Annotated in this window: 22 protein-coding genes; 14 read left to right on the plus strand and 8 right to left on the minus strand. The window is 64.5% G+C overall.

The window, feature by feature from the left end; genetic code table 11:
* Positions 1-129: 129 nt before the first annotated feature.
* The 4 genes from ACEQX1_RS00915 to ACEQX1_RS00930 all read right to left on the minus strand — a co-directional run bounded on the left by ACEQX1_RS00915 (position 130) and on the right by ACEQX1_RS00930 (position 4898).
* Positions 130-1389, minus strand: a complete 1260-nt coding sequence (locus ACEQX1_RS00915; RefSeq protein ID WP_370195594.1) for a glycosyltransferase family 4 protein — start codon at positions 1387-1389, stop codon at positions 130-132.
* Between the two features lie 4 nt (positions 1390-1393).
* Positions 1394-2650: a polysaccharide pyruvyl transferase family protein gene (locus tag ACEQX1_RS00920; RefSeq protein ID WP_370196423.1), complete on the minus strand. Its 1257-nt coding sequence runs from the start codon at positions 2648-2650 to the stop codon at positions 1394-1396.
* A complete protein-coding gene (locus tag ACEQX1_RS00925) occupies positions 2647-3990 on the minus strand; it encodes a glycosyltransferase family 4 protein (protein ID WP_370196424.1) in 1344 nt (447 codons plus the stop codon). Before ACEQX1_RS00925 ends, ACEQX1_RS00920 begins: the two co-directional genes overlap by 4 nt.
* Before the next feature lie 101 nt (positions 3991-4091).
* Entirely contained in the window at positions 4092-4898 is an 807-nt protein-coding gene (locus ACEQX1_RS00930) for a Crp/Fnr family transcriptional regulator (protein WP_370195590.1), read from the minus strand.
* A 299-nt stretch (positions 4899-5197) separates the two neighbouring features.
* Here ACEQX1_RS00930 and ACEQX1_RS00935 point away from each other — a divergent pair, with 299 nt between their 5' ends.
* From ACEQX1_RS00935 to ACEQX1_RS00970, 8 genes are all read left to right on the plus strand, one after another.
* Entirely contained in the window at positions 5198-5905 is a 708-nt protein-coding gene (locus tag ACEQX1_RS00935; RefSeq protein ID WP_188077187.1) for a sugar transferase, read from the plus strand.
* A gap of 129 nt (positions 5906-6034) precedes the next feature.
* Positions 6035-7531: a hypothetical protein gene (locus tag ACEQX1_RS00940; protein ID WP_370195591.1), complete on the plus strand. Its 1497-nt coding sequence runs from the start codon at positions 6035-6037 to the stop codon at positions 7529-7531.
* Entirely contained in the window at positions 7528-9336 is a 1809-nt protein-coding gene (locus ACEQX1_RS00945; protein WP_370196425.1) for a Wzz/FepE/Etk N-terminal domain-containing protein, read from the plus strand. The genes ACEQX1_RS00940 and ACEQX1_RS00945 overlap by 4 nt, the downstream gene beginning before the upstream one ends.
* Before the next feature lie 4 nt (positions 9337-9340).
* Positions 9341-9985: a methyltransferase domain-containing protein gene (locus ACEQX1_RS00950; RefSeq protein ID WP_370193493.1), complete on the plus strand. Its 645-nt coding sequence runs from the start codon at positions 9341-9343 to the stop codon at positions 9983-9985.
* Positions 9982-10875, plus strand: a complete 894-nt coding sequence (locus ACEQX1_RS00955; RefSeq protein WP_370193492.1) for a glycosyltransferase family 2 protein — start codon at positions 9982-9984, stop codon at positions 10873-10875. The genes ACEQX1_RS00950 and ACEQX1_RS00955 overlap by 4 nt, the downstream gene beginning before the upstream one ends.
* A complete protein-coding gene (locus ACEQX1_RS00960) occupies positions 10769-12004 on the plus strand; it encodes an acyltransferase family protein (protein WP_370196426.1) in 1236 nt (411 codons plus the stop codon). Before ACEQX1_RS00955 ends, ACEQX1_RS00960 begins: the two co-directional genes overlap by 107 nt.
* Positions 12005-12053: 49 nt before the next feature.
* On the plus strand, positions 12054-12929 hold the full coding sequence (locus tag ACEQX1_RS00965) for a hypothetical protein (RefSeq protein ID WP_370193490.1): 876 nt from the start codon (positions 12054-12056) through the stop codon (positions 12927-12929).
* On the plus strand, positions 12926-13987 hold the full coding sequence (locus tag ACEQX1_RS00970) for a glycosyltransferase (protein WP_370193489.1): 1062 nt from the start codon (positions 12926-12928) through the stop codon (positions 13985-13987). Before ACEQX1_RS00965 ends, ACEQX1_RS00970 begins: the two co-directional genes overlap by 4 nt.
* 68 nt (positions 13988-14055) lie before the next feature.
* Here ACEQX1_RS00970 and ACEQX1_RS00975 read toward each other — a convergent pair whose 3' ends face one another.
* Positions 14056-14880, minus strand: coding sequence for a glycoside hydrolase family 16 protein (locus tag ACEQX1_RS00975; protein ID WP_370193488.1), 825 nt, complete (start codon positions 14878-14880; stop codon positions 14056-14058).
* Positions 14881-15067: 187 nt separating this feature from the next.
* On the opposite strand from ACEQX1_RS00975, the gene ACEQX1_RS00980 reads away from it, so the two are divergent.
* Together ACEQX1_RS00980 and ACEQX1_RS00985 are read left to right on the plus strand one after the other, a co-directional pair.
* Positions 15068-16552: a polysaccharide biosynthesis C-terminal domain-containing protein gene (locus ACEQX1_RS00980; RefSeq protein WP_370193487.1), complete on the plus strand. Its 1485-nt coding sequence runs from the start codon at positions 15068-15070 to the stop codon at positions 16550-16552.
* A 36-nt stretch (positions 16553-16588) separates the two neighbouring features.
* A complete protein-coding gene (locus tag ACEQX1_RS00985; RefSeq protein WP_370193486.1) occupies positions 16589-17968 on the plus strand; it encodes a polysaccharide biosynthesis/export family protein in 1380 nt (459 codons plus the stop codon).
* Between the two features lie 12 nt (positions 17969-17980).
* Here ACEQX1_RS00985 and ACEQX1_RS00990 read toward each other — a convergent pair whose 3' ends face one another.
* The 3 genes from ACEQX1_RS00990 to ACEQX1_RS01000 all read right to left on the minus strand — a co-directional run bounded on the left by ACEQX1_RS00990 (position 17981) and on the right by ACEQX1_RS01000 (position 20744).
* Positions 17981-18313: a hypothetical protein gene (locus ACEQX1_RS00990; protein ID WP_370193485.1), complete on the minus strand. Its 333-nt coding sequence runs from the start codon at positions 18311-18313 to the stop codon at positions 17981-17983.
* Between the two features lie 673 nt (positions 18314-18986).
* Positions 18987-19994 carry a UDP-glucose 4-epimerase GalE gene (galE, locus tag ACEQX1_RS00995; RefSeq protein ID WP_370193484.1) on the minus strand — a complete coding sequence of 336 codons (1008 nt, stop codon included), beginning with the start codon at positions 19992-19994 and terminating at the stop codon, positions 18987-18989.
* A 312-nt stretch (positions 19995-20306) separates the two neighbouring features.
* Complete coding sequence (locus tag ACEQX1_RS01000) at positions 20307-20744, minus strand: PA2169 family four-helix-bundle protein (RefSeq protein ID WP_188077200.1); 438 nt, start codon at positions 20742-20744, stop codon at positions 20307-20309.
* 132 nt (positions 20745-20876) lie between these two features.
* Here ACEQX1_RS01000 and dsbD point away from each other — a divergent pair, with 132 nt between their 5' ends.
* The 4 genes from dsbD to ACEQX1_RS01020 form a co-directional block, all read left to right on the plus strand.
* Positions 20877-22766, plus strand: a complete 1890-nt coding sequence (gene dsbD / locus ACEQX1_RS01005; RefSeq protein ID WP_370196427.1) for a protein-disulfide reductase DsbD — start codon at positions 20877-20879, stop codon at positions 22764-22766.
* A 1-nt stretch (position 22767) separates the two neighbouring features.
* Entirely contained in the window at positions 22768-23574 is an 807-nt protein-coding gene (locus tag ACEQX1_RS01010; RefSeq protein WP_370195693.1) for a prolipoprotein diacylglyceryl transferase family protein, read from the plus strand.
* Between the two features lies 1 nt (position 23575).
* A complete protein-coding gene (locus ACEQX1_RS01015; RefSeq protein ID WP_370196428.1) occupies positions 23576-24256 on the plus strand; it encodes a L,D-transpeptidase in 681 nt (226 codons plus the stop codon).
* A 249-nt stretch (positions 24257-24505) separates the two neighbouring features.
* Positions 24506-25011, plus strand: a 506-nt coding sequence (locus ACEQX1_RS01020) for a glutaredoxin domain-containing protein (RefSeq protein WP_370196429.1), incomplete at its 3' end; no start/stop codon positions are given.

Here is a 25011-nt window from a genome sequence, read left to right on the forward strand (position 1 = left end):
CAGCCACGCGATCCGTATGTCGGTATAGGGCCGGCGAGTCTTGACCGACGCACCGGGTTGGTCGCGAGAGCCCGCGCTCGGCCTGAACGAGATGCAACGACAACCTGGAGTACTTGGGCTCGTCCCCGTTCAGGCGCGATGCAGCATGGGATCGGTGCGATACGGGGCACCAAGCGCGGCGTTCAGGGATTCGGGCCCCAGCCCGGCCTCGCGCCAGCTCTTGGCCACCACACTGGCGATGGAGCGGCGGAAGCGGCTGCTGGAGAATTGTTCGGCATGAGCCCTGATCAAAGTGGGCTCGAACGTATCTTCCCGCGCCTCGAACTCGCCGATGGCATCGAGCACCGCCTCGACGGTCTGATCCTGGAAATGGACCCCGACGGTATCGTCAATCACGGTTTCCAGCGCGCCGCCGGAAGCGTAGGCGATCACCGGACGTCCGCAGGCCATCGCCTCGACGGGCAGGATCCCGAAATCCTCCTCTCCAGGAAACAGCAGCGCCCGGCAGCGCGATAGATGATCCTTGAGGACATCGAAGGGCTGGAAGCCGAGAAACCGCACCGTCGGCCCGGCGATCGCCTTCAGCTGTTTCGTCGCCTCACCCTCGCCGATGATCACGAGAGGCTTGCGGGCACGGGTGCAGGCCTCCACCGCCAGATCGACGCGCTTGTAGTGCGTCAGCTGGCCCGCATAGAGATAGAAGTCGCCGCGCTCCTCGCCGATGGCGAAATCGTCCACGGCGACGGGGGGATGCACCACTGCAGCCGGCCGGTTGTAGTAACGGGAGATGCGTCGCGCGACATGGGCGGAGTTGGCGATGAAATGGTCGACCCGTGCAGATGTGGTGACGTCCCACATCCGCAACATCGGCGAGGTCACCGACATGGCCAGCCGCCCGGCAGCGTTCAGGTTGTTTCGGTAGACGTGATAGTGGTCCCAGATATAGCGCATCGGCGAATGGCAGTAGCACAGATGCAGTGCATCCGGCCGGGTCACGACACCCTTGGCGGGTCCCGATTCGCTGGAGATCACCAGATCGTATTCCTGCAGATCGAACTCCTCGATCGCGAAGGGCATCAGCGGAAGCAGCTTCTGGTAGTGGCGCGTCGCTCCCGGGATGCGCTGGAGAAAGGACGTCACGATCCGGCGTTCGCGCAACATCGGCGATAGCTTCTCGCGATCGCAGACCAGCGTGAAGATGTCGGCCTCGGGAAACATCTCGCAGAGGTTTTCGACCACCTTCTCGCCGCCACGCATGCCGACGAGCCAGTAATGAATGATCGCGACCCTGGCCGGACGATCGCGGCGGGCGATCCGCGGGCTGGGGATCCGCCCAGCGGAAAGGGAAAGTGCTGCCGGTTGCGCCGGCGGAGACGCGCGAACATTCATCGCTTTATACCTCCAGAGCGGTGGCAAGCCGTCCGATGCCTGCGCGCGTTTCAGCGAGGATGCGCTCTCGACACCGTTCCGAGGGAAAGACCGCCGCCGCGGCATCGAGCCGGCGCGGAATTCCGTCGGGAGCAGCTTCACCGATAGCCACGACCTGTTCCGACAGGCCGACCGACGCCATGAACGCGTCGAGCTTCGGGTCCCAGCGCAGGGCCAGCGCCGGGACGCCGTAGGAATAGGCGACAATGATCGCATGCATTCGGAAGGCGATCAGCCGGTCGAGCCCTGCGATGGTCTCGCAGAGTTCGGCCGGCGTGCGCGGCTCGACGAAAGCGATCGATGGCGCGGCCGCTTCGAGGCGCTCGGCGATTGCCACCAGCATCGCCTTGTCCTCGGGGCTGCCATTGGTGAAGGCGACGACACTCGCGCCGTTCTGACACAGGGTAGAGGCGACGGCGACATACCAGTCGGCCAGTTCGCCGGGCCGCAGCACCACATCGGAATGGTAGCGCACCGCCGTATCGCTCATGATGCCGAGACCCACCCGGCGCCCGACGGATATGGGCCGCGCGGCACGGTAGGTCTCGCTGGCGAGAAGACCCGGATCGCGGACCAGTTCGGCGGGAACATGCAGGGCATGACCGAACAGACGGTTCCAGTTGATCCTTGAAGCGTCGTCGCGGACGAACACTGCCTTCAAATCGGTACGCGCCAGCACTCTCGCCAGCATATGCCGGCCGGTGTCCGACCAGCGGGCGGCGCAGCCGACGCCGTAGAAGGCGACGGGCAGATCGCGGCGGGCCGCCTCGTCCAGCGCCAGGGCAAGCTTCGTGGGAAAGTTGAGGTCGAGATCGGCGAGAAGATTGCCGCCGCCGATGACCACCGCATCGCACGGCTTGACCCCGGTCCTGTAGTGGGGTCGCCATTTGCGCCGCGACTGGAGCACCAGCGGCAGACGTATGGCGGCCCGGCGGACCGGTTGCGGGAGGTTGTTCAGAACGGCCAAGGCCAGATGTCGCCCGGCGCCGGACCCGCCATAGGCCTCTCGCCCGGCCAGATCGATCGACGCGACATCAGCGCTGCCCAGTTCCTGGGCCAAGGCCTCCTCCAGGCACTCCGACAGGACGCCGTCCCCCAGATTCGGACTGTATTTCACATTGAACAGGCGGATGCTCCGCCCCGCGACCGACGCCTCGCTTTTGCGGGCAACGGCTGCAAAGGAGAGAGGCAGCGTGTTTTCGGCGAGGGCATTCAACGTCATGGCCGCAGCCCATCTGCCGGCATTGTTGCAAGCACCTCTCGGTAATGCCCCAGAAGCGCGTCGCACCAGGCATCGGGCGACTGAGCGATGCGCCCGGCCCGCGCGAAAGCCCGCAGGCTCATCGCCTTCGTCTCCGCTTCGGAGAGCGCCGCAAACCTTGCCATAGCCTGTTCCAGAGTCGAGGGATCGTCGCCGCGATAGGAAAACCCGATCCCGGCCGCGTCCACGTCGGCCGCAAGCAGAGCGCGATCGGACAGGATGACAGGAAGACCGCTGAACGAGGCCTCGGCCGCCACCAGGCCGAAGGGTTCGGCATATTGCGTCGGCATGACCAGTGCGCGCGCTTTGGTGGCCATGACCGCGATATCCTCGCGCGCAAGCCACCCGGTGAATTTCGCCGACGGGTGGCGCTGTTCCAGCATCTGGCGCAGCGGTCCGTCGCCGACGACGATCGCTTCGAGGTTCAAGGCGTCGGCCGCGGCCAAAAACGCCTCCACCCCTTTTTCCGTCACCAGGCGGCCGACGAAGAGAAACGCCGCGTTCGCCTCCGACCTGACCCGCTCCGAGGTGAACGGCCGGACAGGGTTGCGCACTGTATGCAGCGCGCTCCCCGGATAGCCGGCCCGCTCCAGAAAGGGCTGCATGCCTTCATGCAGCATCAGGATGCGATGCGCGGCCTGCTTTGGAAAACTCGATGCGAGGGACAGCGATCGGGCGCTGCGCCAGAGCTTTTGGGGGTAACTCCGCTTGTCGCAATGGGTCCGCATGCACGACAGGCCAAGCGGCTCGCGCTCGCAGACCTCGCCGGCCTGATAGTCATGATACGCGCCGTTCGGGCAGGCGAGAAAGAAGTCGTGGGCATGGACGATCATGCGCCCGGACACCGGGGCCAGTGCACGAAACAGCGTCGGTGAGAGGATCTTCGACCAACCATGGACGTGATAGACAGTGCCCGGCGTGTCGTTGGCCCGGATCCACTTTGCGACGAAGCTTGCAACTGCGCCATTGTGAATGCCGCTCACCGCCGCCCTCAGGCCCTGGTCGAGGATATGGGCCTCTCCCATCGCGACCAGGTCGACGCCGCTCGTGGCGAGTTCGCCGTGATCTGTCTCACCGCCCGAGATGAAGGTGACGGGAAACCCGCGTCTGCGGATCATCCTGGCAGACAGGAGTGCGAGGTCGGTCGCCCCGCCCTTGGCTGTCGAGACGTCGTTGAGAATGACGACACGGTCGATATCCCGACTGGCCGCGCGCCCGCACCCGTTGCCGGCGTTGGCATAGGCGAGCGGTCGGTCTTCCCGGTCTTTGTCCCGCAGGACATCACCCTCCATCGCGTCCATCCCGTGTCATGACACTTTCCGCACGAAGAGTGGCGTCGCCACATCCCGGACCGACGCGGTGGGAAGGCCGTGCGCGGCCCGGCTCGATCGGCGAACGCCCCTCAGCCCGCCCACGCTGCACCGTTGCACCCGTTGCGGTAATCAAGTGCGGTCGGACCGCTATGGGAGTTCGACGGGGTCGTGGTATCGGTTCCCTTCGGAACCGGATCGCAGAAGGCGAAGGATGCAAGCGCGTCCCGCCTGAGGACCGTGATGCACCCCATCCCAAGCTCGATGAGCTTCCTCTCCTCCCAGCTGTGCAGGCAGCGGTTCACCTTTTCGCGGGAAGCGGGCAGCATGCAGGCGAGATCGTGCTGGGATATCGTGACCGTATCGCCGGCCTCGCCGTCGCTTCGTTCAGACTGGGCCAACAGCCGCAACAGGCATGATGCAAGGCGTGCGGGCAGGCTCGGTGTTGCACCGCACACGACCTTGGTCTTCAGAGTGGCGATCTTTGCGAGCGCCTCCGCCCACATCGCCTGCCGGAATTTGGGCCAGATATCCATGGCTTCGAGCAACGTCCGGCGATCGATAAGCAAAGCTGCACATTGAGTCTTGGCGACCATTTCCATCGCCACAGCTCTCGTTTCGGAAAGATTATTCCAACCGAAAAGCGACCCCCGTGACAGGACATCGATAATGAACACACGCCCATCCGCGAGATATGACGTTGTGTAAGCCGTCCCTTCGATGAGTATCGCCATACCGCCAGTGGAGTCCTCCGAGGAGCTGATAACCGCTCCTTTGGCGAAGACGCGAACGGTAGAAAGATTGACGAAATGCTCCGTCGCATCCGGTTCTATATCGGCTAGAAACGGGACGCGCTGCAGCAATTCTGCGCTATTGTATCGGATTTTCTCGGGGTGCATTTCATCGCCCTTCAGGAAGAAGACGAACCGGCCTACAATGCTCGTACACCCACTTATGAACGTAGAATCTATTCATAAATCACAACCCATCGTTGTGCATTTTTCTGGTATTCTTTGATGTGCGTCGCACAAGGGCACTATGCACGTCATACTAGCGCGATTGTTCTTTACGGCTATCACAATTATTTTTTTGCACCTATGACCTCGGTCACAGACTTCCTGACCTGACCTGACGTTAGGTCCCGTTATCAAAGCGTTAACGGAATTGTGCGTCGCACAATCGCCTTCTGGAGGTCTCAATGCCGTCCGATCCGTCGCACGCCTCTTTGCTGACGAACACAGCCAACTTTTCTGATGCCTCACCATCACGACGCAACGTCAGCGAAACCGGACCTTACGGCGGCCGGGCCAAGCGTGCCGTCGATTTCCTGCTGGCGCTGGCCGGGCTGATTCTGCTCGCTCCGCTGTTCGTCCTGACCGCGATCGCGGTCAAACTGTCGGATGGCGGCCCCATCTTCTTTTCGCATAAGCGAGTGGGGTTTCGCGGCAACTCCTTCGGTTGCCTGAAGTTTCGCACGATGCGCGTCGATGCCGCCGAGCGGCTCACCGCCTACCTCCAGTCCGACCCGGACATCGCGAAGGAATGGAACGCCACGCGCAAGCTCAAGGATGATCCGCGGGTCACTGCCATTGGAACGATGCTGCGCCGGTCGAGCATCGATGAGCTGCCGCAGCTCATCAATGTCCTGCGGGGCGAGATGAGCCTTGTCGGGCCGCGGCCCGTGGTCGTCGACGAGCTGACAAGATACGGGGCCCTCGTCAGCCTTTATCTTTCGGCCCGCCCAGGCCTGACCGGCCTGTGGCAGGTCAGCGGCCGGAGCGACACGTCCTACGACCAGCGGGTGCGGCTCGATGCCGACTATCTGTCCCGGTTTTCCCTGGTCGCCGACACGGAAATCATCCTCAAGACCGTACCGGCCCTGTTCTCCCAGCGCGGCTCCTACTGAGCTGCCTCCAGCCCGCTTCGGCGGCTTCCGGGCCGCCGATCCACGCCAGTGACAAGTGCAGCCTCATCACGGGGCGCCGCGGGCTTGCGCAGGAACCGCACCTTCCCGTGACGCCTTGACGGAGTCCCGATGCAAGTTGAGTTGATTGGCCTGATTGTCGCGATAATGGGCGCCCTGACAGTACATCGGGGCCTTGGCTTCGGACTCGCCGCTCTGTCCCTGTTCAGTCTGCTCGGCGCCTCGGCAGCCCTGATCCTGCCTGCCCTCGGCGGCGCCAGCATCCAGCCGGCCCATCTGTCACTGGCCTTCCTCTGCGCCGCTCTGGCCCTGCGTCCCAAAACCTTCGGCATCGGCTTCTCGGCCTTCAACTATCCCAGCCCGGGCTTCTGGTTTGCCCTGTTCACCATCTATGGCGTCGTCACGGCGATGTTCCTGCCGCGCATCTTCGCCGGCTCGACCGTGACCTACTCGCTCGCGCGCGGCAACGACCTCCATTACATCCTCGCCACCCCGCTGAAGCCAACGGCCACCAACCTCACACAGGCCGTCTATCTCCTTGGCAACCTCGTCTGTTTCGGGGCCGCCTTCGCCTATGCCCGGCTTGGTCGCGCAACGACTCTGGCAAAGATGCTCCTCGCCACCGGCGTAGTCTGCGTGGGCTTCGCCTTCCTGGATCTGGCGACCTACGCCACCGGCACGCAAGGGTTGATGGATGTCATCCGCAACGCCAACTATCGCATGCTCGGGGATGGCGAGATCCACGGGTTCAAGCGGATCGTCGGCTCGTTCAGCGAAGCCGGCGCCTATGGCTACGTCGCGCTCGCCTTCTACGCTTTCTCGCTGATGCTCTGGCTGGAAGGCGATCGCTCGCGGCTCGTCGGGCCCCTCGCCGCGACCTTGCTGGCGACAATCCTCCTGGCGACCTCGACCACGGCCTACGCTGCGACGGCCGTTCTGTCGCTCGGCGTCCTCGGATATTGCGTGGCGGCGGTTGTACGGCGCCGCGCCAGCGCCCGCCACCTCGTCTACATCCTGGCCTTCGTCGTGGTCGTACCGGTCATCATCGCCGGATCGACGCTGCTGCCGGCGGTGCGCGACACCGTCACAGCTCTCTTTCAGGAGACTGTCATCACCAAGCTGGACAGCCAGTCCGGCGTGGAGCGCATGCGTTGGAACGAACGGGCGCTGATCTCTTTCGCCGACACCGCGGGCCTGGGCGGCGGGCTCGGCAGCATCCGCACGTCGAGCTTCATCGTGGCACTCCTGTCGAATGTCGGCATTCCGGGCGCCCTTCTCTTCCTGACCTTCTTCGTCTCGCTGCTGCGCCTCGCCATCGCCACCACCAAGCAGGCCGACAGTGATCCGATCGTGATCGCGGCTCTGACGGCCTGTTTTGCCCAGATCACCGCCGCGTCGATCTCCGCCGGTTCGGTCGATCTGGGCATCGGCTTCTGTCTGATGGCGGGCCTTGCCACGGGGACAGCCCAGGCTTCGAGCGCGCGGCAGGCGATGACCCTGCCCTTCGCGCCCAGCTGGTTCGGCGGCCCTGCACAGGCCCTCCGCATCCCGGGCTCCCCCGCAAGGCAGCCGCTTCCCTCGGCTTCGTTTGGAGGATCACGGTCTTGACGTCGCATCGCAGTCCCCTGGCCACGATCCCGGTCGGCTATCCGCTCACGCCCCACCACCCCGAGCGCGAGCGTCCGCTCGATCTGCGCAGAATCTTCGAGTTTCTCATCGGCAGCTGGTTGCCGATCCTCGGAATGGCAGCCGTGTTCGGCGGTGCCGCTGCGACCTACGCGCTGACCACGCCCCCAACCTATTCGAGCACCACGCAGCTGATGCTCAATCTTGGCCAGACGCGCGGTCCCGACGGCGCGTCTTCGATCGCCGAACAGGCCATGATGGAGGGCCAGATCGAGGTCGCCCAGTCCAACAACGTGCTGGCCGCGGTGATCAGGCAGCACAATCTGCTCGAAGACCCGGAATTTGCCGACAACAGCGTGTCGATCGTCGGAGGTCTGCGCGATCTCCTGGCGATGGCGACCGTCGACCCGACCCAGCCTGCCACGCCGGCTCCCGCAGTGGAGGCGCCGGCTGCTGGCGAGGAAGATGCCGCTCCTGGATTGGGCGGTGTACGGCCACAGGATCGCGTCATGGCGCGCCTGCGCAAGCAGATCTGGGTGCGCCGTGTCGGCCAGTCGCCGGTCATCGAAATCGCCGTGACCTCCGTCGATCCGGTCAAGGCCGCGACGCTTGCCAACGCCTTTGCCGCCAATTTCATCGCCCACAACATCGCGATGAAATCGTCGGCTGCCCGGCTGTCGGCCAACTGGCTCGCGGAGCAGGTCCAGGCGCTGCAGCAAAAGGTCTTCGACGCGGAGCGGGCGGTCGGCGCCTTCCGCTCGTCCGGCGCGCCGACCGACCAGTACAAGCTCGCCGAGCTTGAAGCGGTCGCCGACACCACCCGCGATCTTTACAAGACCTATCTCCAAAGGGCGGCTGAGACCCGCCAGCAGGTCTCCAACCCGCTATCCGACGCGACCGTCCTTTCCGAAGCCACCGTGCCGATCGGCAAGAGCCATCCGCGCAGCAGCCTTATCGTCGCCCTCGCTCTGGTGCTGGGCGCCGGTGCGGGAACCGCCGGCGCCATCGTGCGCCGCGTCATCAAGCGCGAGATCACCTCGGCCGAGCGCGTGCGCAACAGCACGGGCATCTACAGCGTCAGCACGGTCCGGCGCCTGCGCCGCCGCACCCTGCTCCGCCGCCGCAGCCTGCCTTTCCCGACCCTGTGCGACAGCAGCAAGACCGCCCGCGTCAAGAGCCGCTTCTTCCGCAACGACATGGACGAACTGCGCGCCAGCCTCGACGGACTTCGTCGCCGCCGCGACGCCAGGATCATCGGCTTCGTGGGGGCCGATGCCGATGTCGGCGCCACGACCATGGCGTTCAATCTGGCGTGGCTGTGGTCCCGGTCGGGTGCCCGTACCTTGCTGATCGACGCGGACAGCGAGCATCCGACCCTCAGCCAGACTCTGGGCATGCCTGACGGACCGGGGCTGACGGATCTCTTGGAAGGGACCGCTCAGACGGCGGCGACCCTTCGCGGTGTTACCCCGTCCTTGTCGTTTCTGCCGATCGGGCGCACCGACGACGTCACGCCGGCCGCCCGGATCTCGTCGCAGCGCACCGCGTGGCGCTTCTCGGACGTGGGCGATCAGTTCGATCTCATCATCGTCGACCTGCCGGCCATGGCCCATTCGGCCGATGCCCGATCCATCGCGCCCCATCTCGATGCGCTGGTGCTGGTCACCCGCTACGGCACGACGCTGGTCGACCAAGTCGTGACCCTCGTCGACTCTCTTCAGGAAATCGGCACCGAGCCCATCAGCATCGTCATCAACCAGGCACCGTCCGTATCGCAGCAGAGGTGATCCCATGAGCATTGCACAGATCGTCCAGAGCCCGGACCTGAAGGAAAAAGTCCGACGGACCTTGAAGTCGATCGGCTACGAGACCGACGACTGGGTCCGCGTCATGATGTATCGCGACGCCTTCGCCTTCATTCGCGAACTGGGGCCGCAGACACTCGACACGCTGGAGATCTCCGGTGGGGTGCAATGGCGCCGTGAGTTCGATTTCCGCAGTTACCGCGCCACCGAATATCCGGGCTTCGACATCTGTGTCGAGACGCTCGAAGAGCGCTTCGACCTGATCATCGCCGATCAGGTCTTCGAGCACCTGAAGAAGCCGGCAGCCGCCGCGCGCAACGTTCATGCGATGCTGCGTCCCGGCGGCTATTTCATCATCGCGACGCCGTTTCTCCTGCGCGTTCATGCCTCGCCGATCGACTGCAACCGCTGGACCGAGACCGGCCTCGCACAGCTTCTGGAGGATGCGGGCTTTCCCGCCGACCACATCACCACGCGATCCTGGGGCAATCGCAGCTGCGTGAAGGCCAATTTCTCACGCTGGGCCAAGCCCGGCCTGTTCGGCTCGCTGAAGAACGAACCCGATTTCCCGGTCATGGTCTGGGCCTATGCCCGCAAGCCGCTGGCCGGTGCAGAGGATCATCCGCAATGAGCCCCGCCGGCGCGTCCCCGTTGCGGATCGCCATCGGCATCGCGACCGCCGGCCGTCCGGACATACTGGAACGTGTCGTCGGCCTTCTCGACGGTCAGGCCCGGCCGGCGGACGCAATTCTCGTCTGCTCGCCGGATCAGGGCGACATCGACCGCATCGCAGCCGCCTTTCCGCAGGTCCGCGCCATACAGGGCGAACGCGGCCTGCCGCGGCAGCGCAATCGCCTTCTCACCGAAGCGCGCGACGTCGATATCCTGCTTTTCATCGACGACGACTTCCTGCTGGCGCCGGACTATCTGGTCACGCTGGAGCGCATCTTCGCCGGACACCCCGATATCGCGATGATCACCGGACGGGTGGTCGCAGACGGCATCAAGGGACCGGGCATGACCATCGACGAAGGCTTGGCGCGGCTTGCCTCCGCCGTGCCTGCGACCGGTGCCGACCTGGCCGAGGTCTACAATGGCTACGGCTGCAACATGGCGGTTCGCATGGATCCCGTCTGTCGGCACCGGTTGCGCTTCGACGAAGCGCTGCCGCTCTATGGCTGGCTGGAGGACATGGATTTCAGCCGCAGCGTTGCGCCCTACGGGCGGATCATGCGCGCCCGTGACGCGGTCGGGGTTCATCTGGGGGCCAAATCCGGCCGCCAGCCGGGGTTGCGGCTCGGCTACTCCCAGATCGCCAATCCGGTGCATCTCATGCGCAAGGGCACCTGCTCCTGGCAGAAGGGCCTGGCGCAGATCGGCCGCAACCTGCTCGCCAATCTCTACGGGACGGTGCGTGGCGAAGCCGGCATCGACCGACCTGGGCGCCTTGCCGGCAACGCGGCGGCGATCGCCGACCTCGTTCGCATGCGCCTCAGCCCGTCCAGAATCCTGGCGATGTGAGGCGGTCATGAGCAAGCTCGCGACGCTTCAGGTGCTGCGTGGTCTGGCTGCGGTTACGGTCGTGGTCGATCATGCCATCCTGCGGCAGGCCGAGTGGTCGCAGACCTCGGAGACCGTCATGCGGGCGGCCGAGTACAGCGGCGCGCTGGCGGTTGCGGTCTTCTTCGTGATCAGCGGCTTCATCATGCTCCACACCAGTGCGCGCAACTACGGCGCCCCCGGTGCGGTCCGGGGCTTCCTCGTCAAGCGGCTGTGGCGGATCGTGCCCCTCTACTGGATCGCGACCTCGCTCGAACTCGCGCTGCGTCTGCGGGCCGGCTCGGAGGTGACCCTCGACCGGGTTCTCGCCTCCTATCTGTTCATTCCCTACCCGGTCGCACAGGGCGAATACATGCGCCCGCTTCTCGGTGTCGGCTGGACGCTCAACTACGAGATGTTCTTCTACCTGCTCTTCGCGGCCTCTCTCGCCCTGCCCATCCGCCGCGGCCTGCCGCTGCTGTTCGCCGCCCTGGTCTCCATCGTCGCGTTCGGCGCGATCTTCATCGCACCGCTGACCGACGTTTCGGCGCCTCACACGATCCTGAGCTTCCTGAGCGAACCGATCATCCTGCTGTTTCCCGCCGGGATGCTGGTCGCGCTCCTGCACAAGGCCGGTTGGTTTCCGATCGTTCCCGGTGCCTTGGCGATCATCCTGCTGCTGCTCGGCGAGAATCTGCTCGGCTTCTCACTCTTCGTCGATCGGATGCCCGCCCCGTTCGTCTGGTGGGCTGCGACCTGGATTGCGTGCGCGATCGCCGTCGGCCTGAGCGTCGCCGCCCGCGAGCCGCAACGCCCCACGCCCATCCTGAGGTCGGGCGTCTGGCTCGGTGATGTCAGTTACGCCCTCTATCTCTTCCACTTCTTCAGCATTGTCGCCGCCGAAAAGATCTGGTGGTCGCTGTTCGGCGTCGCGCACAGCCAGATCGCCTTCGTCGCCTTTGCGTCCGCGACCTCGATCGCCGCGGCCGGCGTGATCCACGTCGCCGTCGAGCAGCCGATCATGAGGCTGTCGCGCGGTCGCAACGTCGCATCCGGGCCCATCCATCAGACGGCTCTCGCCAGCTTCATGCGCAGTTTCGGGGGCTCCTGATGCGTGGCCCCGGTCTCCTCTTCCGATGCAACAAGGGAACGTAGCGATCATGCGTCATGCCACCTGGACCGCCATCGAAGGCAATTCGCTCGCCATGGAAGCCTACCGGGCCTATCGGCGCCTGCCCGGCTTCGTGCGCACGCCGGCGCGCTGGCTCGTCGCCCCGCGTTGGAACGCGGCCTGCGCCTATGTCGTCGGCCGCTCGGGTGGGCGGGTCGTGGATGGGCCCTTCGAGGGCATGAAGCTGCAGCTCAGCACCGTATCGAGCCGTCACCTCCTCGGCTATATCCTGGGAACGCAGGAACTCGAACTGCACGGGGTCGTCGAGGACATCATCGCCCGGGGTTACGGCCACATCATCAATGTCGGCGTGGCCGACGGCTATTACGCCATCGGCTTTGCCCGCCGCATGCCGGCCACCCGCATCATCGGCTTCGAGGGTCTGCCGGAGCATCATCCGCTGGTGCGAAGCGCGGCCGAGGAGAACGGCGTCTCCGACAGGATCGTCTTGCGCGGCTTCTGCGAGACGCGCGACCTCGATCGCGCGCTCGACGAGACAGGACCAGGCAGCCTCATCCTCTGCGATATCGAGGGCGGCGAAAAGGCACTCCTCGACCCGAGCCTCACGCCGGCGCTGGCCCACGCAGATCTCCTCGTCGAGACCCATGACGACCTCGTGGCCGGCTGCACCCGAACGCTGATCCAGCGCTTCGAGAAGACCCACGACATCCTCTCCATCTTCGCCGAACCGCGGACGGCGGCGGATTTCCCGTCGGAGAAACTGCCGGCTCTGGCGAAACTGGCGCCGGCGACGGCGGTGGAACTGATGAACGAGCGCCGGACCGGGGTTCAGGAATGGCTGTACATGACGGCCCATGCGCGCGCCGGCGTTGCCGACGGCTGCGGGGAGCCCATGCCTTCATGAACCTGCTCCTCGCCAGCGGTACCCCGCATTTGCCCCAGCTCTCGGGCGGGCTTGAAGTCAACTCGCATCTGGCGGCCCTGGAACTGAACAGACGCGGCCACCGGGCCTCCGTGCTCGCCAAGCTTTCGGTGCGCGACGGCTTCGGAATGACCCGCTTCATGGCGAACTGCCTTGCCCGGCGGGATGTCTCCCGTGACCGCGAACTCGGCTACGACGTCTATCGTTCGATCCGCCCCTGGAGCGATCTGCGCGGCCTCGACCGGCCGGACATCGTGGTCGTGCAGAACGGCAACATGGTGGAGATGGCGCGTAATTTCCGCCGCGAGGGGATCGCCAGCGTTGCTTATCTCCACGGGCTGGAATTCGAAAGCGGCCCCCGCGCCTGGCACGGCACGGCCGCCGACCTGCCATTCTCGCACTACATCGCCAATTCCGAATTCACGGCCGACAAGTTCCAGCGGCGGTTCGGCATCCGGCCCAGCGTCATTCCGCCGATCTTTCCGGCGAACGAATACCGGACGGTGCCGCGGGCCCGCAACGTCACCTTCATCAACCCGGTGCCGGTCAAGGGACGCGATCTCGCCTTCGCCATCGCCGAACGCTGCCCCGAGATCCCTTTCCTCTTCGTTCGTGGGTGGCCCCTTTCGGGCAAAGCCGAAACGGCGCTGCGCCGTCAGGCGGAGGCGCTGGGAAATGTCCATCTTCTCGACCGGCAATCGGCGATGAAGCTGGTCTACGAGCAGACACACATCCTTCTCGCGCCGAGCCAGTGGGAAGAGACATGGGGCCGCGTCGCCAGCGAGGCGCAGTTCAGCGGCATTCCGGTGCTGGCGAGTCTGCGGGGCGGCCTGCCCGAAGCCGTCGGCCCCGGGGGCCGGCTTCTCGCCCATGACGCCTCGCCCGACCTCTGGGCCGAGACGCTGCGCCATATGTGGCATGATGAGCGCGAGCATGCGCGTCTCAGCGAGGCTGCCTTCGCCCATGCGGCACGCGCCGAGATCGATATACGCGAGCAGACAGACCGGCTGGTCGTCATTGCCGAAGCGGCTGCCGCATGACCCTCCGGCCGGCCCCTCACGGTGCTCTGCAGGACCGCGCTCCGGCGGGAAGGCCTGCCACTGGCCGCCTACTCGGCCGCCAGCCGCCAGGCCTTCACGTAGTCGACCTCCATGATGGAGGGATTCGGGGCGTCGTCGATGGGCCATCCCGCCCCGAGACCGAGGTCGACCAGCATGTAGAAGGTGCCATCGCCGAGTTCGACGGGCGTCGGCTGCGACCAGACCTTCCGGCCATCGAAATAATAGTCGATGGTCATCGGCCGGATGGCCACTCCGTAGGTGTGGAAGTCCGAATAGAGGCGACCCTCGGAAACAGGGACATGCCCGGTGGCGCTGCGGCTGTTTTCCGGAATCTGTCGATCCCAGACATGCAGCGACGCGCTGTAGCGGGCCGGCTCGTGCCCGTAATGTTCGACCACATCGACCTCGATCGTGCGCGCATCGTTGCGGTTGATCAGCCAGAAGGCCGGCCAGGTGCCCGCGCCTTCCGGAAACCGCGCTCGCATCTCGAAATAACCGTAGGAAAGGCTGAACCCATCGCCGTTCGGATCGACGGACGCGAGAAGGCCGGATTCCCACTCGCCGGCCTCGTCGCGGCGCGCCTCGATACTGAGCACGCCATCTTGGACGGTGAACGGAAATCCTTCGCGCGGATCGACGAATTTGGCGTCGCCGAAATCCCCGTTCCAGGGCGTGTGAGCGATCCAGCGGGTGCCCGGTCCCCAGGCGGACACATCCAGGGCATCGAAATCGTCCTCGAAGACCAGTTCCGCCCCGCCCAGATCGATGCGCTCGCCGAAAAACCGGTCGAACGCGCCGGTGTAGGCGGCAACGCCCGCAGCGGCGGCAATCCCTACCGCCGCGATGGAAAGAACGCGGACGAACAACGCCATCAAATCCGACCTTCCATTTCCGCGCATCGTTGTGTGTGGAGAACCACTACGCCAATTTCAAGCGATTTTCAACAGTATCCATTTATTATTTCAGGTCAATACTTCCACTATTCTATGGTATCGACCAATGTCTGATGCCCTCCTCAAGAAATCGACGGGATCGGCTATTGCCGGAGCGGCCACTCTGTTGGCAGGTTTCATCAGCACGGTGGTCGTCGCCAATCTGCTCGGCGTCGAGGGCGCCGGGCTCGTCGCCTTCGCGGTCTGGCTCTCGGTGGTCCTGGCTCCGGTCATCGACGGCGGGACGTCGCTGAGCGTGCTGCGCTTCTTCGCCGACCGGACGGGGCGCAAGGATCATCAGGGGGCGCAGGCCCTCGCCGGCTTCCTGCTGCGCCGCCTTCTCGGCTTCGCGATCGTCGCGGCGATCGCGGCAGTGGCGATCGCCGTCATAGCACCGGGAGGGGCGCGCGATGCGGTGGGAACCCTGTTCCCGGCCGTCGACATCGCGACCGCGACCGGCCTGGTCGCGCTGGTCGTCGCTCTGACCCTCGCCCAGGCTCTGGCGACCTTCACCATCAGCTATCACCGCGGTGCGCAAGCCTTCGGCTTCCTCGCCAAGATCGCCGCCGTCGCCTTCGTCCTGCAGGTCGCCGCCGTGACGATCGGCACACTTTTCTACGGCGCAACCGGCGCAGTCGCCGGCTACGTGCTCGGCCAGACGACGCTCGCCCTCTTCGCGTTGCCGCTCGTCCTGCACCGAGCCCCCCTGGAGCCGCTCCTGAGACGCGAGATCTGGCAGTACGGCCGCTACGCCTGGGCCGCCAACATGTGCAACATCTTCGTCTGGTCGCGGATGGAGATCCTGTTCCTGCAGCTCTACTGGGGTGCGGCCGAAGTGGGGCTGTTCAGCGTCGCAGTCGCCCTGGCAGCACTGGCATCACAGGGACCGCTGCTGCTCACCGGCGCCTTCCTCCCGGTCCTGGCCGCCCACAACAGCCGCGGCGACCGGGACGCCGTGCAGAAGGTGTTCTCCAACGGGACGACGATCGTCGCGCTCCTGGCCCTGCCCGCCTGCTTCGGAATGGCGGCTATTGCCCAGCCGATGATCGTGCTGCTCTACGGGCCGGATTTCGCCGCCGCGGGAACGGCCACCGCGATCATCCTTGTCGCGGCCGCGATCTCGGTCTCGTCGACGATCGGCACCCATCTGGTCAATGCGCTCGGTCGCAGCGATTTCATCTTCTGGTCGTCCATCGCCGGGGCAGTCGTGGCGGTGGCGCTCGGCTTCCTGCTCGTCCCCGAATTCGGTCTCGTCGGTGCGGCGCTAACCCGCGCCTCGGTGCAGATCGCCGCCGTCATGCTCGGCATCTGGTTCATCACCCGGCGCCTGAGATACGCCTACCCCTTCGCCCGTCTGATCCGCCTGACCCTGGCCGCCGCTGCCCCGGCCGGCGCCGCCTTCGCGGTCACTCAACTGGTCGCCGGGCCGCTCGGCCTTCTGGAGGCGATCCTCGCGGGTCTCGTGGTTTATCCGCTTTCACTTCGACTCTTCGGGGCTCTCGGCCCGGATGAACGCGCCGCGATCATCCATTTTGCCGAGCGCTTTCCGCCCTTCTCACGTCCCGCGGCCAACGCCTTCGTTTCGTTTCTCGCGCCTGCCCATCAATCCTGACGCCACGCTTTTTGGCGATCGATCAAGAGGTGCCCCATGTTCACCCACCGTTCGACCACATGCAGCGTCCGGGCCAGCAGCCGGATGCGCTGGCTTTCCGGCCTTCTGGCGCTTCTCGCGATCATCCTGTCCTCTGGACACGCAGCTCAGGCCGAGTCGCGCTCCGCCTACAGCCTCGTCGGCGACGACAAGGTGAAGGTGACCATCGTCGACTGGCGGTCGGGCGAAGGTGAGTACCGGGAATGGGAGGCACTGGGCGGTGTCTACCGCATCGATGCCGTCGGCCGTATTGCGATCCCTCTCGTCGGCGAAGTGGACGCGGCGGGCGTGACGACCAGCGAACTCGCCGATCGGATCGCCGGCAAGCTCGCCGGCCGATCGTCCACCGGCAAGCCGCCGTCCGTATCGGTGGAGATTTCGGAATACGGCCCGATCTACGTCACGGGCGAGGTCGAGAAGCCAGGGCAATATCCGTTCGCGCCCGAACTCACCGTGATGAAGGCTGTGAGCCTGGCCGGCGGCTTGCGCCGTCCCTCGGATTCGGCTGAATCCCGCGTCGAGCGCGAGCAGATCCAGTCGGCCCGCACCCTGAAGGAAGGCGAGATCGACCGGAGCGATCTCCTCGTCCGCCAGGCTCGCTTGCGCGCAGAACTCGCTGGCGAAGACGATTTTGCCGTGCCCGAGGCGATTGTCAGCGCACCCAACGTCGAACAGATCGTGGCCGACGAACGATCCTTCCAGAGACTTCGCTGGACCGAGTTTCAGGGTAAGCTCGAGGCTGCTCGCAGCCTCAAGGCGCTCTTTGCCGAGGAAATCGACTCGCTCGTCGCCAAGATCGCGTCGCAGGAGGAACAGGTCGCGCTTGTCGGCCGCGAACTCAAGAGCATCAGCGATCTCGTCCAGCGCGGACTGACAGTGTCGTCGCGTGAATTCGGTCTGCAGCGGATCGTGGCGGAATCACAGAGCCAGCTTCTGGATCTTCGCGTAGCCCTCACCCGCGCGCGGCAGGCGCAGGAGCAGGCCGAGCGGAGCCTGACGGAACTGGCCAACGAGCGCAATTCCCAGATCCAGTCCGAACTGGGCACGATCGCCACCCAGCTTCGGAAGGCCGAGCTCGCGATCCGCATTGCAGGATTGATGATGGACGAGACAGCCTACTTTTCCGCTCGCCTGGATGCCGGCGACGATGAGGACAGCAGCAGGATCGCCTACCGGATCACGCGGAAGAACGCCGCAGGAGGACAAACGGTCATCGCCGCCGATCCGCAGACGATCATAGCGCCCAGGGATCTGGTCGAGGTCATCGCGATGCCCCACGGGGCATCGACCTCCGCGGTCGATGGAGAAACGGGAAACAGCCCGCAGGCAGCCGACAGGCTCACGAGACCGAATTCGGGCGCGGCCGGGCCGAGCTGACCGCGCGCCTTGTCAGTGCGTGGGTTGTTCGGACTTGGCGTCGGGACGGGGCGTTGCAGCCTTGCCTGGAAACCAGGAACCGGATTCCCTGCGCGTGGATCTCGATGCGCTCTGCTTGCTTCGCATCCGATCGGTCAATCCGGCATGCACCAGGAGGCCGGCGAAATAGGCGACCTGCCCGGCCAGATAGAAGATCAGAACGGCGAAGAGACTGGTGCCCATAGCCAAGGTGGCGGCGAGCTTGGCGGCCAGTAGAATCGTGAGAAAGATCGCGAAACCACCGATACGCAGTTTGAAGCCGGCTGCAAAGCAGACAGCACTGACTGCAATCAACTCCCAGGGCACATCTTCCTCCAGCGGCTTGGTGCGGCCCGGTTCTGCCGAGCACGTGCCTTAATCCCCACAGCATACTATATTTCTTCAGATACCGTTACAATTTTGAACCGTTGTCATAATTGTCGGCACTGTTCCGTTACGTCGCAGGGCTCCAAACGCAAACGTCGAACCGCTGCATCTGTGGCCCAGACGTCCGATCCAGACGAAACCCGATTTGCGCGATCCACCGGCATCAACCGAGGATTCCCCTCACGCAAGATGCTTGCTCCCGCATGGCGCAAACAGCCATGCGTTTCCCGCCACTTCGTCGGACGGAAAGACTGCATTTCCCGCATCACTTCGCCGAAAAACTGACCATGGCACCCAAGCTTGGCGCAATTCGGGCCAAGGCTTGACATCATCGCGATCAAATGATTCTCAAACAAGAATCGGCACACGGACAGGTGGCATTCTGTAGCGGCTCGAGCTTCCCGACATCTGGGGAGCGTCCGGCCGGTCTGGTCACCGACGGATCGCAGAAGGCCAGCGTCGTGATCTTTGCGCAGCCAGTGGCGCGGGTATCCGATAACCGCGCAATGCCGGAACGCATATCGAACGCGATCCCAAGACCGTCGCTCAGGTTATTCGATGGTACGAGGATCTGTCGGCGCTGCTTCCACGCCGCGCAACTCGCTGGCGCTGCTCAGAGCGTACCGCGTGATGCGCCAGCCGCCAGGAGATTGCTCTTTGTGTGCCAGCGCCATGCGCTCTCGATGCTCGAAGCAAGATCGTGTTGCGGCTGCCAGCCAAGAACGTCCCGCGCGCGCCGGTTGTCGGCCAAGAGGATGGGAGGGTCCCCTGGGCGCCTTTCTGCCCTCCGGGTCTTGACCGGACGGCCGGAGACCATCGCCACTGTCTCCACGAGTTCGGCGACCGAGGTTCCGGTCCCCGTCCCCAGGTTCAGGGCCACGCTTGCCCCATCGTTCAGCAGATACTCGACGGCGCGGACATGGGCATCGGCGAGATCGATGACATGAACATAGTCGCGAATACAGGTGCCGTCGGCAGTGGCGTAATCGTCGCCGAAGATCGTGAAACAGTCACGCTGGCCGAGCGCGGTCTCGATCACCAGCGGCACCGCATGAGTCTCAGGGGTATGCCATTCACCGATGCGCGCCTCGGGGTCCGCTCCGGCCGCATTGAAATAGCGGAGGATGGCGCAACGGATCCGGTCCAGCCCGGAAAGATCACGCAGGATATGCTCGACGAGGAGCTTGCTCCACCCATACGGACTGATCGGGGCCTGGACGTGATCTTCGGTCAGCGGAGTGAACTGAGGAATTCCGTAGGTGGCGCAGGTCGAGGAGAAGACGATCTTGTCCACGCCCGCCGCTTCGGCCGCAGTGAGGAGCGACAGCGTTCCCGACACGTTGTTGTTGTAGAATGCGAGAGGATCGCGCACTGACTCTGCGACCTCGATCAACCCGGCGAAATGAATAATGGCGTGTGGCTGATACTGCCTGAACACGCTGCGCAGCCGGTCCGTGTCTCGAATGTCGCCCTGTTCGAACGGCCCCCATCTCACGAACTCAGCATGACCGTTGGACAGATTATCGTACACGACGGCCTCGTAGCCACGCTCGGCGAGCAGCAGGCACGTGTGGGCACCGATATACCCAGCGCCACCGGTGATCAGGACTCTCTTGGTCATGCCGAACGCATCCTGCATGCTTGCTAATCCACGGACTAGTCAGCCGAAATGGCGGGTCTTACGCGATACCATCGGGCAGACGGGAGCAGATTGGAAGCAATTTCGCTTCCCCCGACAAGCCGACCTGGGCTCTTCCAGCCTCATGCGAACATTCGGGCTGGTTTGCGGAAGCTGGCAACACGGGACGGGAGCGTGGCGCGAAGGGGCGTCCACTGAACATCGATACTCCGGAGATCCTTCAGCCGCAGAGCGCCCCCGAGAAGCGGCTCGGCAGTCCCTAAGAACCGCCGAGCCGACTTCGCTACGGGAGCCTCAGGCAAACCGCTTCTTCAAGACATCGGTGATGCGTTCGCCCTTGCTGATCTCGTCATGCGCGCGCTGAATCACAACGCGCGTCTCGGCCGTGAGGTCCTGATGGTCCAAAGCCGCTCGGAACTTCTGTTCGATGTAATCCTCGCCTTCTTCCACCCGTTCGGCGGCCGCTTCATTGCTGTCTTCGAAGGCATCAGCTAAGCTGGTGAAGGCCCGATGCGCAGCGCCCATTGTGCTGCCACTCTCTCGGGGTTCGCCACCCAGTCGCACAATCTCGGCATTCAACATGCGGACGGTGTCGCGCCGCTTCCCCGCCTGCTCCCGAAGTGTCTGTTTCAACCCGGCGTTATCAGCTGACTCGGATGCTGTTTCGTAACCGAGGGCGCTGTCGACTGCGGTATCGGTCAGGGTCTCGATGATCGAAAGTTCGGTAGCCATCGGCGTTCTCCATGTATGTTTCCGCTCGGCAAACTGACGACGAGCGAAAAGGATGCACCGGCCGACCCGACTTAAGTCTGCCTTAAGCTGAGCGTCCGACCAGCCGGTCCGAGAAGTCGACCGGAGAGAATGATGGCGATCACACGTGTCCTGGCCGCGGTTGCTTTTGCGGTCACCGCCGGAACCCCGAAAGCAGCCACCGCCCAGTCGGAACCGCTTCCCGTCGATCAGGCCTTCGCTCTGACCAGCACGGCGACTGCCACGGGCGGAGTTGAACTCAACTGGGCGATCGCAGGTGGCTACTATCTCTATCGGGACAGGATTGCGGCCGCGACGCCGGCTGGGGAAACCGTAGAGCTCGACATACCCCGTGGCGAGTCGAAGGATGATCCCAATTTCGGCGCGATGGAGGTCTTCCACGGCGCGGCGACGGCGACGCTCGCTTCGGTGCCAACCAGGACCACCGAGATCGCGGTTTCCTTCCAGGGGTGTCAAGAGAATGGCATCTGCTACCGGCCAGTCACGCGGACGATCGAACTGGCAGCACAAAGCGGGCCAGGCGCACCGGGGCAGAGTCTGGCACGCCCAACCAATGGTGGAGGCGAACGGCCGACGTTGACGCCTTCCGGCTTCCGCAATGCCTTCGAGGCAGCCAGCGGTCCCGCCGGCACGGCGAAGAGCAATCTGCCCGCGACGAACCCGGCACCGGGCACAGGGATTCAGGTTGACGCCGCGTCCGGAGGTCTCGTCGCATCTCTCCTAAACGATGGCGGGGCGGGTTGGGCCATTGGCACATTCTTCCTGCTCGGCCTCGGCCTCGCTTTTACCCCATGTGTCTTCCCGATGTATCCGATCTTGGCGGGGCAGCTCGGCCGGCAAGGAGGCCGCACCTCGACCAGGCACGGGCTCCTGCATTCCGCAGTCTATGTGCTGGCCATGGCGACGGCCTTTGGCCTGCTGGGCGTCGCTGCGGCCTGGTCCGGCCAGAATCTCCAGATGGCCTTGCAGTCGACGCCAGCAATCCTCGTCGTGTCGCTGGTCTTCCTCGTTCTGGCCCTGTCGATGTTCGGCCTGTTCGAGTTGCGGCTGCCGAGTGCCTGGACCAGTGCCGTTGCCGGCGTCACGGGCGGGCGTAGCGGAATCAGGTCGACCGCAGCGCTTGGCTTCACGTCAGCGCTCATCGTTGGTCCTTGTGTCACGGCACCCCTCGCGGGCGCGCTCATCTATATCGGCCAGACAGGCGACATCAGTCTCGGGGCCGCTGCGCTCTTCGCCCTCGGCCTCGGACAAGGCGCGCCGCTCGTCGCATTCGGCACCTTCGGTGCGGGTATCATGCCCAGATCCGGACCCTGGATGCAGACGGTCACTCGCGCCTTCGGCATCGCCTTCCTGGTGCTCGCCATCTGGATGATCGCGCGCATCCTGCCGCCCTTCGTGGCTTTGTGGCTCTGGGCCGCGCTGCTGATCGGCGTCGGTTTCGAGTTGGGCGGGCTCGGCGGACGCAGCGGCCCCCGGGGGCCGCTGCAGCGAATCGGACGGACGGTGGGCGTGCTGTCCCTCATCTATGGAGGCACGCTTGCCGTCGGTGCCGTCGCGAATGCCGACGATCCCCTGCGCCCACTCGCACCCTTGACCGCGAACGGAGCTGCGCGCGACACCGCGAAGCTCCCTTTCGAGACGGTTGATGCGCCCATGGAGGTGGCTGATGCCATTGCCTCTGGAGACAAGCCTACACTCCTGTATTTCACCGCCGATTGGTGTGTCAGTTGCGATGTTCTCGAGCGCGAGGTGTTCGAGGATGAGAGGGTGCAGGCGCGGCTCGCCGGCTATCGGCTGCTGCAGGTGGACGTCACGGACGAGCGCCCCGGGTCAGCCGCACTGATGTCGGAACTGGCGGTTGTCGGGCCGCCGACCATGTTGTTCGTTGACCAAGAAGGCTTGGAGATACCGGGATCGCGGATCGTAGGCGAGATCCCCGCCGAGGCCTTCATCGAGCGCATTCGTCTTGCGGAGGGCAACTAAGGTGGCTGCCCTGACACTGGGTCCCCTCGTCTTCGCCGGAGACCGCCTTGCGGCCATCGTGGCAATTGTCGTGTTTCTGGGCGTCGCTGCCATTCTGACAGGACGTGTCGACGAACGGCTGGGCAACTGGTCGCTGACGGTCGTGCCGATTGGGATCATCGCTGCCCGGCTGGGGCATGTCGTCCTTCACTGGGAGACCTTTGCACCGGAGCCGCTCCGCGTTTTCAGCATCTGGGAAGGTGGTTTCGCGGGGTCGGCCGGGCTTGCGGCCGCCCTTCTCTACACCCTCTACGTGTTTCGGGACGTTCGTCTCCGAGTCTGGTCGATCGGCGCGCTCGCCGGCGCTTTCGTTGTCTGGAACATCGCCTGGCAACTGGTCGCAAGCACGGAGGCGGTCGCGGCTCCGATCGAGAGCTTTGCCATGCTGGACGGTCCGGACCGCTCACTGGCCGATTTCGGAGCGAGGCCGATCGTGCTCAACCTCTGGGCCTCATGGTGCCCACCATGCCGCCGCGAAATGCCGATGATGGCGACAATGGCTGCAAACCGAGCTGATGCGGTGTTCGTCTTCGCCAACCAGGGCGAAAGCGCGCAAACCGTGTCTCGGTTCCTTGCCGGAGCCGACCTCGAAATCGACCATATCGTACTCGATCAAGGGTATGCGCTCGCACAGCATTACGGCGTGTCCGGCTACCCCGCCACGTTGTTTCTCGACGCGACCGGAACGCTCCGTTCGCTGCATTTCGGAGAGATCTCGCGCGAAACAATCGCGGCGGGTATCGATAGCGCCAAGGCGGAATGGGACTGACATGACTTTGAGGAACGCTCACCGCACAGGCCTGCTGGCCGCGGCTCTCCTTACGATGGCGGGTTGCTCGTCTGTCGGCGAACTGCCCCGGACCGTCCTCGGCTACGCTGCACCGAGCCTGATCGGCGACCCGCGATATGCCGCCTTCGAGGACAATGGCCGCACCATCCCCCCCATTCCCGCTGCCCATCTTACCGATGAAAACCGGCGCCAGATCGTTGATTTCGCCGGCTCTGAAGCTCCGGGCACCATCGTCGTCGATCCGGCCGCGCATTTCCTCTATCTCGTCGAGGAAAACGGCAAGGCCATGCGCTACCGTGTCGGCGTCGGCAAGGCAGGCTTCGCGTTTACTGGCAACGCGACAATCGCCCGCAAGGCTGAGTGGCCGGGCTGGACGCCGACCCCCAACATGCTGAAGCGTGAGCCCGAACGGTTCGGCCCCTACGCGAGCGGCCTTGAGGGCGGGCTCGGCAACCCTCTGGGAGCCCGCGCTCTCTATCTCTATCGCGGTGGCCGGGACACTTACTACCGGATCCACGGCACCAACGAGCCCTCAACGATCGGCCGATCAGTGTCGTCAGGCTGCATTCGTATGTTCAACCAGGACGTCATAGATCTGGAAGATCGTGTTCCTGTCGGAGCGAACGTCGTTGTACGAAGTGCGCTCGGCACCGCTGCGTAGGGCATTCCGAAAAACGGATGCCAGTAGACGCTGACTGGCGATCTGACGCCGAGTTCGTCTCAACGCTGATCCAGTACCTGATCGCTGTGTATCGCCGCGTCTCCGGATGCGAGCGCTCTTGAATTACGACACGCCTCATGTGCGGATTTTCGATCTCGCCTTGACCTTCCAGTAGCTGGAATCTCCATCTGATACCGACGATCGGCGAACGAACGAGTGTTCGCTGACCATCGTTGCAGGAGAAGCGGCATGAGTACGATATTGCGTTCACCAACACGGAAGACGGCCGTCCTCTACCGGATGGTCATGGAGGAGCATGTCTGCCCCTATGGACTGAAGTCGAAGGACCTTCTCGAGCGCGAAGGGTTCGCGGTCGACGACAACTGGCTGACCACCCGCGAGGAGACCGACGCCTTCAAGGCGAAGCATGGCGTCGAGACGACGCCGCAGGCCTTCATCGGCGGCGAGCGCGTCGGCGGCTACACCGATCTGCGCGAACATTTCGGCAAGTCGGTCCAGTCTGAGGACGAGACCACCTACCAGCCGGTGATCGCCATCTTCTCGGTCGCCTTCCTGATGGCGCTGGCGGTCTCCTTCGCCGCATACGAGACGACCTTCACCCTGCGGACGATCGAGTGGTTCTTCGCCATCTCCATGTGCCTGCTCGGCATCCAGAAGCTGCAGGACGTCGAGAGCTTCTCGACCATGTTCCTGAACTACGACCTCCTGGCCAAGCGATGGGTGCGCTACGGCAA

Source organism: Aurantimonas sp., assembly GCF_964217435.1.
GTDB classification, from domain to species: domain Bacteria; phylum Pseudomonadota; class Alphaproteobacteria; order Rhizobiales; family Rhizobiaceae; genus Aurantimonas; species Aurantimonas coralicida.

Excerpts from the sequence above, each read along its gene's own strand:
- ACEQX1_RS00930 (WP_370195590.1), bottom strand. The coding sequence starts at position 4,898 with ATGCACCCCGAGAAAATCCGATACAATAGCGCAGAATTGCTGCAGCGC.
- ACEQX1_RS00925 (WP_370196424.1), bottom strand. The coding sequence starts at position 3,990 with ATGGACGCGATGGAGGGTGATGTCCTGCGGGACAAAGACCGGGAAGAC.
- ACEQX1_RS01000 (WP_188077200.1), bottom strand. The coding sequence starts at position 20,744 with ATGGCTACCGAACTTTCGATCATCGAGACCCTGACCGATACCGCAGTC.
- ACEQX1_RS00965 (WP_370193490.1), top strand. The coding sequence starts at position 12,054 with ATGCGTCATGCCACCTGGACCGCCATCGAAGGCAATTCGCTCGCCATG.
- ACEQX1_RS01015 (WP_370196428.1), top strand. The coding sequence starts at position 23,576 with ATGACTTTGAGGAACGCTCACCGCACAGGCCTGCTGGCCGCGGCTCTC.
- galE (WP_370193484.1), bottom strand. The coding sequence starts at position 19,994 with ATGACCAAGAGAGTCCTGATCACCGGTGGCGCTGGGTATATCGGTGCC.
- ACEQX1_RS00955 (WP_370193492.1), top strand. The coding sequence starts at position 9,982 with ATGAGCCCCGCCGGCGCGTCCCCGTTGCGGATCGCCATCGGCATCGCG.
- ACEQX1_RS00985 (WP_370193486.1), top strand. The coding sequence starts at position 16,589 with ATGTTCACCCACCGTTCGACCACATGCAGCGTCCGGGCCAGCAGCCGG.
- ACEQX1_RS00915 (WP_370195594.1), bottom strand. The coding sequence starts at position 1,389 with ATGAATGTTCGCGCGTCTCCGCCGGCGCAACCGGCAGCACTTTCCCTT.
- ACEQX1_RS00950 (WP_370193493.1), top strand. The coding sequence starts at position 9,341 with ATGAGCATTGCACAGATCGTCCAGAGCCCGGACCTGAAGGAAAAAGTC.
- ACEQX1_RS00935 (WP_188077187.1), top strand. The coding sequence starts at position 5,198 with ATGCCGTCCGATCCGTCGCACGCCTCTTTGCTGACGAACACAGCCAAC.
- ACEQX1_RS00975 (WP_370193488.1), bottom strand. The coding sequence starts at position 14,880 with ATGGCGTTGTTCGTCCGCGTTCTTTCCATCGCGGCGGTAGGGATTGCC.
- ACEQX1_RS00970 (WP_370193489.1), top strand. The coding sequence starts at position 12,926 with ATGAACCTGCTCCTCGCCAGCGGTACCCCGCATTTGCCCCAGCTCTCG.
- ACEQX1_RS00920 (WP_370196423.1), bottom strand. The coding sequence starts at position 2,650 with ATGACGTTGAATGCCCTCGCCGAAAACACGCTGCCTCTCTCCTTTGCA.
- ACEQX1_RS00940 (WP_370195591.1), top strand. The coding sequence starts at position 6,035 with ATGCAAGTTGAGTTGATTGGCCTGATTGTCGCGATAATGGGCGCCCTG.
- dsbD (WP_370196427.1), top strand. The coding sequence starts at position 20,877 with ATGGCGATCACACGTGTCCTGGCCGCGGTTGCTTTTGCGGTCACCGCC.